The organism is Mycobacterium innocens, from assembly GCF_900566055.1.
In the GTDB taxonomy this organism is placed as follows: Bacteria; Actinomycetota; Actinomycetes; order Mycobacteriales; family Mycobacteriaceae; genus Mycobacterium; species Mycobacterium innocens.
Genome location: NZ_UPHQ01000021.1, coordinates 1 through 13149 on the forward strand (window position 1 = coordinate 1; position 13149 = coordinate 13149).

The following is a 13149-nucleotide window of genomic DNA, read 5'->3' on the forward strand; positions in this document are numbered from 1 at the left end:
GCCGACTCTGCTCATGCGATATCTTCTTCACCACAAAGGCCTTTCCCGCTGGGCTGCGTTGAAGTCGCAAACCCAGCCAGGGTAAGGCCTTTGCCCTATCCTCCCCAGCCGACACGCTTACTCAGGGTCTAGCGCTGACATGACGGATCTGCTGCATCTGGCGGTCGCGCTGGACGGGTACGGCTGGCACCCGCAAGCCTGGCGGGCAACCGCGGCGGTCGAGTCCCGGTCGGTGCTCAGCGGGGGTTACTGGGCCGACGTGGCGGTCACCGCCGAACGTGGCCTGCTCGACTTTCTGACCATCGACGACACCCTGATGCCACAGCCGGGCCGCCGCGAGCGGATCGATCCGCGGCGGCTTGCCGGCCGCGCCGACGCCGTGCTGGTCGCGGCCCGCATCGCCCCGGCGACCCGGCACATCGGTCTGGTCCCGGTGGCCACGGTCACTCACACCGAGCCCTTCCACGTCTCGAAAGCCATTGCCACGCTTGACTTTGTTTCGCACGGCCGGGCCGGCTGGCAACCCAGGGTCAGTGTCACCACCCACGAGGCGGCCCTGTTCGGCCGCCGCTCGGTGAACCCCGACGAATTGTTCGATGAAGCCCGGGATTACGTCGAGGTGGTGCGCCGGCTCTGGGACAGCTGGGAAGATGACGCGGTGATCCGCGACGTGGCCACGGGGCGCTACATCGACCGGGACAAATTGCACTACGTCGACTTCACCGGAAAGTACTTCGCGGTCAAGGGGCCGTCGATAACCCCACGACCGCCGCAGGGCCAGCCGGTGGTGGCCGCCCTGGCGCATGCGGTGCCGGTCTATGAATTCGCTGCCGCCGCAGCAGATGTTGTCTTCATCACGCCGACCGACGATTCGCTGCCGAGCATCCTCGACGACGTGCGCGCCGCCGGCGGCCGGCTGAAAGTGTTTGCCGACGTGGTAGTTTCCTTCCACGGTGCCGGCGACTTCCGCTCCGACGCGCTCGTTTGGGCAGGTAGCCCAACGGATTTGGTTGAGCTGCTGCTGAATTGGCAGCGCCGCGGCATCGACGGTGCGCGGCTGCGGCCCGCGGTGAACGCTTTCGATCTGCCGGTGATCGTCGACGAGGTGGTGCCGCTGTTGCAGCGCGCCGGCCGGTTCCGGACGGGGTATCGCGACACCGAAACGCTGCGCCAGCGACTCGGCCTGCCGTCGGCGCCCAACCGATATGCGGCGGTGAGCCGGTGATCCCGCTGTCGGTCTTGGACCTGTCGCCGATCAGCGCCGGCAGCGACGTGGCGACGGCGCTGCGCAACACCGTCGAGCTGGCTCAGCAGGCCGAGCGGTGGGGCTATCGCCGCTTCTGGATCGCCGAGCATCACTTCGTCGCGGTCGCCAGCGCCGCACCGGCGGTGCTGATCGGTCAAATTGCCGCGGCCACCAACAGCATTCGGGTCGGGTCGGCCGCGGTCCAGCTCAGCCACACCACCGCCGCCGCGGTGGTGGAAAGTTTCGGCATGCTCGACGCCTTCTATCCCGGGCGCATTGATCTGGGCTTGGGCCGGTCCGCGCAGCGACGCGGCGTCAAGCCGAGGGACCCGGCCAAACCTCGGGCACCGCGACCACCGGTCGAGTGGCGCGAGGTCGACGGTGTGGTGATCCCGCCGCCGTTTGACCTGCGCACCCTGCTGGCAAGCGGCCGGGTGCAAGCCACCATGGCGATCCTGCAGCAGCCCGAGGCGGTCGCACCGGACTTCGCCGAGCAGGTCGGCGACATCATCGCCATGTTGGCCGGAACCTATCGGGTGGACGGCTTCGACGTTCACGCGGTGCCCGGCGAAGGAGCCGCGCTGACCCCGTGGATCTTCGGCAGCAGCAAGGGGCGCAGTGCTGCGTTGGCCGGCGCAATGGGACTGCCGTTTGTGGCCAGCTATCACCTCACCCCGGCCACCGCGCTGGAAGCCGTCGACGCCTACCGCGCCGCCTTCGTCCCGTCGGCGTATCTGCCGCGGCCCTATGTCGTGGTGTCGGCGGACGTCGTGGTCGCCGACGACACCGCCACCGCCCGGCACCTGGCAGCCAGCTACGGCCACTGGGTCTACTCCATCCGCGCCGGCGGCGGGGCCATCCCCTACCCCGACCCGGCCGACTGCGCTCCGCTGACCGACGAGCAGCGAGCCGTGGTCATCGACCGGCTGGCAACGCAATTCGTCGGCAGCCCGGACGAGGTCGCGCAGCGGTTGCACGCACTGCAACGGGTCACCGGCGCCGACGAACTCGTCATCACCTCCGTGACGCACCGGCACCGGGATCGGCTGCGCTCCCATGAATTGATCGCGCGGCATTGGGGGCTAACCTGATGAGCCGCAAGCCCGTTCACCTGGCCGCGCATTTTCCCGGAGTCAACAACACCACCGTGTGGACCGATCCGACCGCCGGCAGCCAGATCGAATTCGACTCCTTCGTGCACCTGGCCCGCACCGCCGAACGCGGCCTGTTCGACTTCTTCTTCCTGGCCGAGGGGCTGCGGTTACGGGAGCACCGCGGCCGGATCTACGACCTGGACGTGGTGGGCCGGCCGGACACTTTCACCGTGCTGGTGGCGCTGGCCGCCGTCACCGAACGGATCGGCCTGACCGGAACCATCAACACCACCTTCAACGAACCCTTCGAAGTGGCAAGGCAATTCGCCACGCTCGACCACCTGTCCGACGGCCGGGCCGGCTGGAACATCGTCACCTCGTCGGACGCGTTCACCGGCGCCAACTTTCGCCGCGGCGGCTTTCTCGACCATGCCGACCGCTACGCGCGGGCCGAGGAGTTCCTGGCTGTCGCCCGGAAGTTCTGGGACAGCTGGGCGCCCGGCGCGGTGCCGGCCGACGTCGGGAACGGCGTCTACGTCGACCCGGACCGAATCGGCCGCGTCGAATACTCGGGCATCCACTTCGAGGTAGGCGGTTTCGCGACGCTTCCGGCGGGACCGCAGGGGCATCCGGTGCTGCTGCAAGCCGGCGACTCCGCGGAGGGACGGGCATTCGCAGCCCGCCACGCCGACGCCGTGTTCACCCTGCACACGTCGCTGCACGACGGTCAGCGCTACTACGCAGACATGACGGGCCGGGCACGCTCCTACGGCCGGGATCCCAACCAGCTCAAGGTATTTCCGGCGGCGACCGTTGTCATCGCAGACACCGATGCCGAGGCGCGGGAGAAGGCGCGACACGTCCGCCGGCAACAGGTCAGCGGCGCCACCGCGATCGCGATGCTCGAGCAGGTGTGGGGCCGTGACCTGTCGGGCTACGACCCCGACGGCCCGTTGCCCGACGTGGAGCCGATCGCCGACAGCGCCATCAGTCAGGGGCGCGTCCGCCACGTGGATCCCGTTGCGCTGGCGCGTCGGTACCGGGATAAGGCCGCGGCGGAAAACCTCTCGATCCGGGAACTGGTCATCGCCGTCACCAGCCGTCAGCAGTTCGTCGGCAGTCCCGCACACATTGCCGACGAAATTGACCGCTACGTCCAGGCCGACGCGTGTGACGGGTTCATTTTGGTGCCGCATCTGACACCGCACGGACTGGACGAATTCGTCGATCGGGTGGTGCCGCTGTTGCAGGAGCGCGGTGCGTTTCGCACCGAGTACGCCGGTGCGACGCTGCGTGCGCATTTGGGCCTGGGGCCGGACGCGCGGGTGTAAGGATTCCGCAAACGCGGCTTGCCCACGGCGCCACGGCATAGCATATCGTCAACCAGGGGTGACGCTACGCTGATCTGCCCTGGCCGGAAAGCTACCTGAATGTCAAGCAGCGCAACGATACCCGGTGTCAGTGTAGTGACACAGGACGGCAGCGCGGTCGAAATCTACCGGCGGATGCCGTCGCTGGGCGAAATCGAGCACCTTCAGTCGCTGCTGACGCCCAAGAGTTCGGTGCTGGAGCTGGGCGCCGGCACCATCTCGCGCCAGGGGGCAGGCCATCATCGAATGGGTACCGCCCTCGATGTTGGCGTCCCGGCAGCAGGGCTGGACCAAAACCCTGACTTTCGACGGAGCAGAAGCGACCCTGACGATCCACTCCAACGCCGGCGGCATCGTCACGGGTGAGTTCACCTTGACGGCCGACGGCCGGCGATGGCACCAGTCGCTCGTGCTGCAGCGCGTCAGCCCGGCGACCGTGCGAGACGAGCTCACGGCTGCCGGGCTCACCCTGATGACCGCCACGCCCAATTCGACCCGGTGGTTGCTGGCGAAGCGACGCTGAAAATCGCGTCGTCCTTGAATCCGGAAGGAGGTGATCGACGTGACTTACGGGCAATTGTTCTGCGACGTGGAAATGTCCTGCGCGAACGTCTTCTTCGTGGTCGGCGAAATGGCGGAGTGAGCGGGCCGGCCCTGATCAGCGGGCGAATGCTCCCGCTCGCTTCAGGGCCTCGTCGGTGGCCGCGCGGATCGGGCCGCGCCACAGCTCACCGTGGCCGGGCGCCAGGATCTCGGTTTCCAGTAAGGCCAGCGCCGACAGGCTGCGGATGCAGTTCTGCTGGCTGTAGCTGAACACCGCCGGCAGTAGCTGCGGCCCGCCGCGACGCAGCAAGGGATGGCCGGTGATCAGGGCGTCGCCGCTGGCCAGTACGCCGTCGACCAGATACGAGCAATGCCCGTTGGTGTGTCCGGGAGTGAAGATCGCCATCGGATGGCCCGGCAGCCCCGCGGCCACCTCGGCGGTCAATGGCCGTGTCGTCGGGATGCCGTCGCGGACCAGGCCGCCGTTGCGCACCACATGGGCGGTCCACACCGCCCAACGGGGCCGCCAGATACGCAGCGCGACATCGAGTATCGACACCTGCTCCAGGTACTGGCGCTTGGCGTGCCCGACCTCGTCGGCATGGCAGTACACCGGGGTGTGATGCTCTCGGGCGAACCAGATCGCGGTGCCCAAGTGGTCGATGTGCGCGTGGGTCAGCAGAATTGCGCGCACGTCCCCGGGCTGATAGCCCAACAGGCGCAGCGACCCCACCACCTCCTCGCGATCGCCGGGATAACCGGCGTCGATCAACATCACCCCGGTGTCGTCGGTCACCAGGACCCAGTTGACTGCGTGCCCATGGACGAGGTGAACCTTGTCGGTAACCTGAACAAGCTCCGTCTTCAGCTGGTGGGCCATGTCTTCTCCCTACATCCAAGGCATTGCCAGCCCGATAACCGCGGTCAGCTTAACGGCCGCAGCGCTCACACCTGGTTTCGGTGCGGCGCCGACACCGGCTCCTCGGGCGCAGGAGTAGAAAGAACGAGTGGCTGAACTCAAACTCGGATACAAGGCATCGGCTGAACAATTCGCCCCGCGCGAGCTCGTCGAGCTTGCCGTCGCCGCAGAAGCGCACGGCATGGACAGCGCCACCGTCAGTGACCATTTCCAGCCGTGGCGCCATCAGGGCGGGCACGCGCCGTTCTCGTTGTCCTGGATGACCGCCGTGGGCGAACGCACCACGCGGCTGCTGCTGGGCACTTCGGTGCTCACGCCGACCTTCCGCTACAACCCCGCCGTCATCGCGCAGGCCTTCGCCACCATGGGTTGTCTGTACCCGGGCCGGGTCTTCCTCGGCGTGGGTACCGGCGAGGCGCTGAACGAGATCGCCACCGGATACGAGGGGGTCTGGCCCGAATTCAAGGAGCGTTTCGCCCGGCTGCGCGAATCAGTGCGGCTGATGCGTGAGTTATGGAGCCGCGGCCGTGTGGATTTCGACGGCGAGTACTACCGGCTCAAAGGCGCCTCGATCTACGACGTGCCCGAGGGCGGTGTGCCGGTCTACATCGCCGCCGGTGGTCCCGCGGTGGCCAAATACGCCGGACGCGCCGGCGACGGTTTCATCTGCACGTCCGGCAAGGGCGAAGAGCTGTACACCGAAAAGCTGATCCCGGGCGTGAAAGAGGGCGCGGCGGCCGCCGGCCGCGATGTGGACGACATCGACAAGATGATCGAAATCAAAATCTCTTACGACCCCGACCCCGAGCTGGCCTTGCAGAACACCCGGTTCTGGGCGCCGCTGTCGCTGACCGCCGAGCAGAAGCACAGCATCGACGACCCGATCGAGATGGAGAAGGCCGCCGACGCCCTGCCGATCGAGCAGATCGCCAAACGCTGGATCGTGGCCTCCGACCCGGACGAAGCCGTCGAGAAGGTGGGCCAGTACGTGACGTGGGGCCTCAACCACCTGGTGTTCCACGCGCCCGGGCACGACCAGCGCCGGTTCCTGCAGCTGTTCGAAACGGACCTGGCGCCCCGGCTGCGACGGCTGGGCTGAAAGGCGGGTTGTGCCTGCCAATTCTGCGATCTACATCGCCGCCCCCGAACCGGCGTCCGGTAAGGCGACGATCGCGCTGGGGATTCTGCACCGGTTGACCGCGACGGTCGCCAAAGTCGGTGTGTTCCGGCCACTTACGCGAGCATCCGATGCACGCGACTACCTCCTGGAACTGCTGCTGGAGCACACCACCGCGGGCCTGCCCTACGAGCAATGCGTGGGCGTGACCTACCAATACCTGCACGCCGACACCGACACCGCGATCACCGACATCGTCACGGCGTATCACGCAATGGCGCACAAGTGCGACGCGGTGGTGATCGTCGGCAGCGACTACACCGACGTCGCCACCCCCACCGAACTGTCGGTCAACGCCCGGATCGCGGTCAACCTCGGTGTGCCGGTGCTGCTGGCGGTCAGCGCCAAGGGGCGCACCGCCGACCAGGTGGTCAGCGTCGTCGGGGTGTGCCTGGCCGAGTTGTCGGCCCACCACGCGCACACCGCGGCGGTGGTGGCCAACCGCTGCGACCCGGCGGACCTGGCGGCCGTGGGCGAAGCGCTGCGCGCCGTCGGCCCGCCCAGCTACGTGCTGCCCGAAGAGCCGCTGCTGTCGGCGCCGACGGTGGCCGAGTTGGAGAAGGCCGTCAACGGAACCGCGATCAGCGGTGAGACGCCGCTGCGCAATCGCGAGGTGATGGACGTGCTGGTGGCCGGGATGACCGCCGACCATGTGCTGGAGCGGCTGCGCGACGGTATGGCTGTGATCACCCCGGGCGATCGCTCGGACGTGGTGCTCGCCGTCGCCAGCGCCCATGCGGCCAAAGGCTTTCCGTCGCTGTCGTGCATCGTGCTCAACGGTGGGTTCGACCTGCATCCGTCGATCGCGGCGCTCGTGTCGGGGCTGCGGCTGAGGTTGCCGATTATCGCCACCACGCTGGGTACCTACGAGACGGCCAGCGCCGCCGCGGCGGCTCGCGGCCGGCTCACCGCAACCTCGCAGCGCAAGATCGACACCGCGCTGGAGCTGATGGACCGTCACGTCGATGCCGCCGACCTGATGACCCACCTTGCCATCCCGATCCCGACCGTCACCACACCGCAGATGTTCACCTATGGTCTGCAGCAACGGGCCCGGTCGGATCGCAAACACATCGTGCTTCCCGAAGGTGACGACGACCGCATCCTCAAATCCGCCGGCCGCCTGCTGCAGCGCGGCATCGCCGACCTGACGATCCTCGGCGACGAGGCTCAGATCCGGCCGCGCGCTGCCGAACTCGGTGTGGATCTGGACCAGGCCGAGGTGCTCGACCCGCGCACCAGCCCGTTGTGCGACCACTTCGCCGAGCAATATGCCGAGTTGCGGAAGTCGCACGGCATCACCGCCGAGCTGGCACGTGAAATCATTTGTGACGTATCGTATTTCGGCACCATGCTGGTATACAACTCTCATGTCGACGGCATGGTGTCCGGGGCCGCCCACACCACGGCGCACACCGTCCGCCCGGCACTGGAGATCATCAGAACGGCCCCGGGCATCTCCACGGTGTCCAGCATCTTTTTGATGTGCCTGCCCGATCGGGTGCTGGCCTACGGTGACTGCGCGATCGTGCCGAACCCGACGCCCGAGCAGCTGGCCGATATCGCCATCTGCTCGGCGCGCACCGCCGCACAGTTCGGCATCGAACCGCGGGTGGCCATGCTGTCCTATTCCACCGGGGCCTCAGGGACCGGAGCAGACGTCGAAAAGGTCAGGACGGCAACGGAGTTGGTTCGCTCACGGGAGCCGCAGCTGTTGGTCGAGGGGCCCGTCCAATACGACGCCGCGGTCGACCCCGCGGTCGCGGCCGCCAAGCTGCATGATTCGCCGGTGGCCGGCCGGGCGACGGTGCTGATCTTTCCCGATCTCAACACCGGCAACAACACCTACAAGGCGGTGCAGCGTTCGGCGGGAGCCATCGCGATCGGCCCGGTGCTTCAGGGCCTGCGCAAGCCGGTGAACGATCTGTCGCGCGGGGCGCTGATCGAGGACATCGTCAACACGGTTGCCATTACCGCAATTCAGGCGCAGGGGATCGACGATGGCAAGTAGCCGGCTGGTGCTGGTGCTCAATTCCGGCTCGTCGTCGCTGAAGTTTCAGTTGATCGATCCGGTGTCCGGTATTTCACGGGCGGCCGGCAATATCGAGCGAATCGGCGAATCGTCGTCCTCGGTGCCCGACCACGACACGGCGCTACATCGTGCGTTCGACATGTTGTCCGAGGACGGCATTGACGTGCGGACCTGTGGCCTGGTGGCGGTTGGACACCGGGTGGTGCACGGCGGCAAGGACTTTCACCGGCCGACAGTGCTCGACGATGCGGTGGTCGAAAGGCTCGAGGAACTGTCGGCGTTGGCGCCGCTGCACAACCCGCCCGCGGTGCTGTGCATCAAGGTGGCGCGCACCATGCTGGCCGACGTCCCGCATGTCGCGGTGTTCGATACGGCGTTTTTCCATGACCTGCCCGCCGCGGCGGCAACCTATGCGATCGACCGGGACCTGGCCGAGACGTGGCAGATCCGCCGCTACGGATTTCACGGCACCTCGCACCGCTACGTCAGCGAGCGGGCTGCCGCCTTCCTGGGCCGGCCGCTGGGAACCCTGAATCAGATTGTGCTGCACCTGGGTAACGGTGCGTCGGCGTCGGCGGTCGCCGCCGGGCGACCGGTAGACACCTCCATGGGCCTGACTCCGCTGGAGGGTTTGGTGATGGGTACCCGCAGCGGTGATGTGGATCCCAGCATCATGTGGTACTTGTGGCGCAATGCGAACATGGGTGTGGACGAGATCGAGTCGATGCTCAACCACCGGTCGGGGATGTTGGGACTGGCCGGTGAGCGCGATTTCCGCCGGCTGCGCCAGATGATCGAAAAAGGCGACCGTGCAGCGCGATTGGCCTACGACGTATTCATCCACCGGTTGCGGAAGTACATCGGTGCTTACCTGGCGGTGCTGGGACACACCGACGTGCTGACTTTCACCGCGGGGATCGGCGAGCACGACAGCTCGGTGCGCCGTGACGCGCTGGCCGGCCTGGCTGAGCTCGGTATCGAAGTCGACGAGAAGCGCAACGCCAGTCCAACCGGCGGGCCGCGACAGATCTCGCCGGACAGCTCGCCGATCGCGGTACTCGTGATCCCGACCAACGAGGAATTGGCGATCGCCCGGGACTGCTTACAGGAAACCGAGGCTCGTCCGGCCGGTTCCGACTGACGGTGCCGGGTCGGTTCCGAGGGTGCGTACCAGCAGCTCGTAGTAGATGTCGCGAAAGTCGGTGGTGAACTTGAGGTCTCCGTGGTCGAGGTCGGTGAGACCGGGCTCGTCGCCGTAGTAGCCGCCCTTGACGGGTACCCCCGCGACGAAGACCGGCCCGGCCGTGCCGTGATCGGTGCCCTGGGAAGCGTTGGCGGCCACCCGGCGTCCGAACTCCGAATACGCCAGCACGACGACGTTGCGGCCGCAGCGATCACCGGCCATCTCGCGCAGGAATGCGGTGACGGCCTCGTCGAACGTCTGCAATAGCCGCTGCTGTGTGTCGCGTTCGTCGGCGTGGGTGTCGAATCCGCCGAGCTGCACGCTGTAGACGCGCGTGGGCACCCGCGCCTTGATCGCGGCGGCCACCACGTTCAGCTGGGTGGCCAGCGAATTGTGGGCGCTTTCCGGCTTGATGGACGCGAACGCCGCGTCGGTGGTGCGCGCGTCGCGATAGGCCGTGGAAACCGCCGCCATCGCCGGGGTGTCGTTCGGGTCTGTCGCGCTCAGCGCCAGCATCGTCGCGTCCAACGCATCAGCAGCTTTCTCCGCCGCGGCGGTCGAAAGCGCCGCGGCGGTGTGCTTTTCGCCCACCGCCAGCGGGGGCAGGACGGCACCGATGTTGACCGCGCGCAACGGATCATCTCCGGTGGCGTCGAGCCAGCGACCGATCCAGCCCGACGAGACCGGTTCGGCCGGCGATGCGGTCTGCCAAATGTCCATGGACCGGAAGTGGCTGTGGTCGGGCTTGGGATAGCCGACGCCGCGCACGATCGCGAGCTGCCGCTGCTGCCATAGTTGCGCCAGCCCCCGCAGTCCCGGATTGAGTCCCAGCTGCGCGTCCAGCTGAACGACATCGCCGGCAGCGTAGGCAAGTTCGGGACGGGCGTCGTGATATGCGCTGTCGGCGTAGGGGATTACGGTGTTGATCCCGTCGTTGCCGCCGTAGAGGGTGACAATGACCAGCACGCCGGCGTCGTCGGGCAACGGTCGGTCGTAGGCCGCGTGCTGCAGATCGCGCCAGCTGACCGCCACCGCTCCGGAAAGCAGACCGGTCGCGCCGACGCCGGCGCTGGCGATCAGGAACCTGCGGCGGTTGATCATGACGTCAGGTATTCCGGTGTGTTGACGGCGGCGGCGACCAGCTGGGATGGGCGGCGCACCAGCGGCCCGAGCGCCCGGGCGCTCCGGTCGGTCCAGGCGCCCACGCCGATCAGATAGCCGACGGCGTCGATACGGTCTTGAGCCGCGGTGTTTTCGACGGTCGACAGGTCGGCCGTGTTCGCCAGGTGCAGGGCGACGCGCAGGCGCGTCGCGGCGGACGCGGTGGACAGCCACACCTGGCCCCGCGGCCAGCCGCCGACGTCCGGGGGGAAGAAGGGCCGTTGTCCCAGCGCTTTGAGTGTCGCCTCGATCAGCTTGAGGTGGTTGTCGACGGGGACCCGAAGCGACCGGATCACGCCCACCAGCCATTCGACCGGGGTGGTGACGACCGTCGCGCGATTACCCGTGAACTCGTCGTCGGTGAGCACGGCCCGGGTCAGGGCGCGTAGGTCGCGCGTGGTGCCGTAGGCGCTGACCAGTCGGTCGAGCACCGCTGGGGGCGGCGGTTCGTCGGACGCCAACTGCTGCCACATCCGGCCCGCGACATAGTGCGCTGACTTCGGCTGGGCGAGCACCGCGTCGCAGAACCCGGCGGCATCGAAGTTGCCGGTGACCCCGAACAGCGTCTTGGGGGTGAAGTCGTGGCGCCTGGGCAGCATCGACGTCCGACCGTCGGCGCCGATGACCCAACCGGTCAGCGCGCGGGCACCGGCTCGCACGTCGTCCTCGGTGTAGCCGTTGCCGTGGCCCAGCGCGAACAGTTCCATGAATTCCCGGGCCAGGTTTTCGTTGGCGGCCCTGGCGGTATTGCTCTGGCCGTCCAGCCAGCGCAGCATCGCGGAGTCGGTGAGCATCGCGTAGGCCAGCGTGCGGAAGTCGCCCAGTGCCAGCGTGCGCAGCTTCTGGTTTTGCGCTGCCAGATATGCCGGGGCCCGTACTTTCCGCGCCGAGGTGGCAAAGTGGTTGTGCCACAACAGGGTCAGCTTCTCGCGTAGCGGCTGCCCGACGGCGACCATGCGGCGCAGCCACCATCCGGACAACTCGGCCTGCTGCTCGGCGAGCTCGCGGGTGAACTCTTCGCGAGCCGCTGGTGTTGCCCTTTTGCCCGGGGGCCGCGGAGTGGTCAGTTCGGGCATCGGGGTTTCTCGCGCGCCCGGGTCCGCGTCGGGGTCGGCGGCCAGGGCGGCGTCGAGGTAGGCGGGCCAGTCTTGACCGGCCACCGCGTCCACCTCGAGGCCGCTTGCCCCGAACCCGGCCCGGCGCAGGACTCGGGCCGTGGTGATCCACCCCGCGGATTGCCCGGCCATGCAACAACTGTGGCGGGTGAAGCTGTGTTTACGCTATGTGTGCCACAGCCGCCGGTGCCGTCGAGTGGCTTCGAGGCGATGCCCGCCCGACGCGCTCACCGGCGGCCCTGCACGCACGATCGATTCCCAGGCCTGTGGAAACGGGAAATCATGGTTGGCGGTCGGCGTGCCAGCCTTCCCTGCATGTGGGATCCGCAAAAGCCGTTCCTCGGCAGCGACGCGCTGGCGTCTGGAGCATTGACCCGGCATCAACTGCGCGTGCATTATCGCGCCGTTTTGCCGAACGTCTACCTGTCGCGACGGGTTCAGTTGTCTCTCGAACAGCGGATTGCTGCTGCCTGGCTGTGGTCGCATGGTTCGGCAGTCATTGCGGGTGCGTCGGCTGCGGCGTTGCACGGGGCCAAGTGGATTCCCGACGACTTCCCCGTTGAGCTGATTTGTCGGAACTCCCGGCCACCGCACGGTGTGCTGACGCGACGCGACGTGCTGGGCGATGGAGAAATACAGAACGTGGACGGGCGCGCAGTCACCACACCCGAGCGCACCGCCTTCGACATCGGCCGACGCGGCGCGGTCCGCTCGGCCGTCGTTCGGTTGGACGCGCTCGCTCGGGCGACGGGTTTCAAGGCGGACGACGTGCTGTGGGTAGCGAGCCGCCATCCCGGGGCGCGCGGACTGCGGCAGCTAGAGACTGCGTTGGAGCTCGTCGACCCTGGCTCACAGTCACCGAGGGAAAGCTATCTGCGGCTACTGCTGATCGATGCCGGATTTCCGCGGCCGCGCACGCAGATACCGGTACCAGGCGCGGATGGCATGCCGTTCGCTTACCTCGACCTTGGTTGGGAGGACTATATGGTCGCCGTCGAATACGACGGCGACCATCATCAACGAGACCGCCAGCAGTACGTCAAGGACATTCGACGCGTCGAGCTGCTCGAGCAGATGGGGTGGATCATCATCCGGGTGGTGGCCGAGGATCGGCCCGCGGACATCCTGCGCCGGGTACGGGCGGCGGTCGTGGAGCGAAGTTCGGTTGTGCGGTGAGCCGTGGCGGTGGCAGAGCGGAGTTCGGTTGTGCGGTGGGGGTTTCCAGTGTGCGTCTATGGCGTCGAGGGTGCATCCTGGGCGGTGTCTGGGCGATTCTTGCGACCTAGACGCACACTCGACGCCTTGGGCG

The 13149-nt window shown here is 67.5% G+C and carries 11 protein-coding genes; 8 read left to right on the top strand and 3 right to left on the bottom strand.

The genetic code is table 11. The features are described 5' to 3' along the window. Positions 1 to 139 precede the first annotated feature (139 nt). The 4 genes from EET03_RS02145 to EET03_RS02160 all read left to right on the top strand — a co-directional run bounded on the left by EET03_RS02145 (position 140) and on the right by EET03_RS02160 (position 4233). On the top strand, positions 140 to 1225 hold the full coding sequence (locus tag EET03_RS02145; RefSeq protein ID WP_075542498.1) for an LLM class flavin-dependent oxidoreductase: 1086 nt from the start codon (positions 140 to 142) through the stop codon (positions 1223 to 1225). Further along, a complete protein-coding gene (locus EET03_RS02150) occupies positions 1222 to 2337 on the top strand; it encodes an LLM class flavin-dependent oxidoreductase (protein WP_075542497.1) in 1116 nt (371 codons plus the stop codon). Before EET03_RS02145 ends, EET03_RS02150 begins: the two co-directional genes overlap by 4 nt. Next, on the top strand, positions 2337 to 3671 hold the full coding sequence (locus tag EET03_RS02155; RefSeq protein ID WP_075542496.1) for an NtaA/DmoA family FMN-dependent monooxygenase: 1335 nt from the start codon (positions 2337 to 2339) through the stop codon (positions 3669 to 3671). Before EET03_RS02150 ends, EET03_RS02155 begins: the two co-directional genes overlap by 1 nt. A gap of 301 nt (positions 3672 to 3972) precedes the next feature. Continuing rightward, entirely contained in the window at positions 3973 to 4233 is a 261-nt protein-coding gene (locus EET03_RS02160; protein ID WP_075542495.1) for a hypothetical protein, read from the top strand. A gap of 135 nt (positions 4234 to 4368) precedes the next feature. Here EET03_RS02160 and EET03_RS02165 read toward each other — a convergent pair whose 3' ends face one another. Then, positions 4369 to 5133: an MBL fold metallo-hydrolase gene (locus EET03_RS02165; RefSeq protein ID WP_075542494.1), complete on the bottom strand. Its 765-nt coding sequence runs from the start codon at positions 5131 to 5133 to the stop codon at positions 4369 to 4371. Positions 5134 to 5260: 127 nt separating this feature from the next. Between EET03_RS02165 and fgd the strand changes: the two genes are divergently transcribed. Genes fgd through EET03_RS02180 form a run of 3 tightly spaced genes read left to right on the top strand, consistent with a single transcriptional unit; the run spans position 5261 to position 9522 of the window. After that, complete coding sequence (gene fgd, locus EET03_RS02170; RefSeq protein WP_075542493.1) at positions 5261 to 6271, top strand: glucose-6-phosphate dehydrogenase (coenzyme-F420); 1011 nt, start codon at positions 5261 to 5263, stop codon at positions 6269 to 6271. A 10-nt stretch (positions 6272 to 6281) separates the two neighbouring features. Continuing rightward, the gene (gene pta / locus EET03_RS02175; RefSeq protein WP_075542492.1) at positions 6282 to 8360 is read left to right on the top strand and encodes a phosphate acetyltransferase; all 2079 of its coding nucleotides are present in this window, start codon (positions 6282 to 6284) and stop codon (positions 8358 to 8360) included. Continuing rightward, on the top strand, positions 8350 to 9522 hold the full coding sequence (locus tag EET03_RS02180) for an acetate kinase (protein ID WP_075542491.1): 1173 nt from the start codon (positions 8350 to 8352) through the stop codon (positions 9520 to 9522). The genes pta and EET03_RS02180 overlap by 11 nt, the downstream gene beginning before the upstream one ends. Here the strand turns inward: EET03_RS02180 and EET03_RS02185 are convergent. Then, positions 9484 to 10665 (bottom strand): DUF1501 domain-containing protein, encoded by a 1182-nt coding sequence (locus tag EET03_RS02185; protein WP_075542490.1) that lies wholly within the window; start codon positions 10663 to 10665, stop codon positions 9484 to 9486. The genes EET03_RS02180 and EET03_RS02185 overlap by 39 nt on opposite strands. Further along, positions 10662 to 11972: a DUF1800 domain-containing protein gene (locus tag EET03_RS02190; protein WP_075542489.1), complete on the bottom strand. Its 1311-nt coding sequence runs from the start codon at positions 11970 to 11972 to the stop codon at positions 10662 to 10664. Before EET03_RS02190 ends, EET03_RS02185 begins: the two co-directional genes overlap by 4 nt. Positions 11973 to 12155: 183 nt before the next feature. Between EET03_RS02190 and EET03_RS02195 the strand changes: the two genes are divergently transcribed. Further along, positions 12156 to 13016: an endonuclease domain-containing protein gene (locus EET03_RS02195; RefSeq protein WP_075542488.1), complete on the top strand. Its 861-nt coding sequence runs from the start codon at positions 12156 to 12158 to the stop codon at positions 13014 to 13016. Positions 13017 to 13149 lie beyond the last annotated feature (133 nt).

Bases quoted from the DNA above. Each gene is read 5' to 3' on its own strand.
- EET03_RS02145 (WP_075542498.1), top strand. From the start codon at position 140: ATGACGGATCTGCTGCATCTGGCGGTCGCGCTGGACGGGTACGGCTGG.
- EET03_RS02155 (WP_075542496.1), top strand. From the start codon at position 2,337: ATGAGCCGCAAGCCCGTTCACCTGGCCGCGCATTTTCCCGGAGTCAAC.
- EET03_RS02160 (WP_075542495.1), top strand. From the start codon at position 3,973: ATGTTGGCGTCCCGGCAGCAGGGCTGGACCAAAACCCTGACTTTCGAC.
- EET03_RS02165 (WP_075542494.1), bottom strand. From the start codon at position 5,133: ATGGCCCACCAGCTGAAGACGGAGCTTGTTCAGGTTACCGACAAGGTT.
- EET03_RS02180 (WP_075542491.1), top strand. From the start codon at position 8,350: ATGGCAAGTAGCCGGCTGGTGCTGGTGCTCAATTCCGGCTCGTCGTCG.
- EET03_RS02185 (WP_075542490.1), bottom strand. From the start codon at position 10,665: ATGATCAACCGCCGCAGGTTCCTGATCGCCAGCGCCGGCGTCGGCGCG.
- EET03_RS02190 (WP_075542489.1), bottom strand. From the start codon at position 11,972: ATGGCCGGGCAATCCGCGGGGTGGATCACCACGGCCCGAGTCCTGCGC.
- EET03_RS02195 (WP_075542488.1), top strand. From the start codon at position 12,156: ATGTGGGATCCGCAAAAGCCGTTCCTCGGCAGCGACGCGCTGGCGTCT.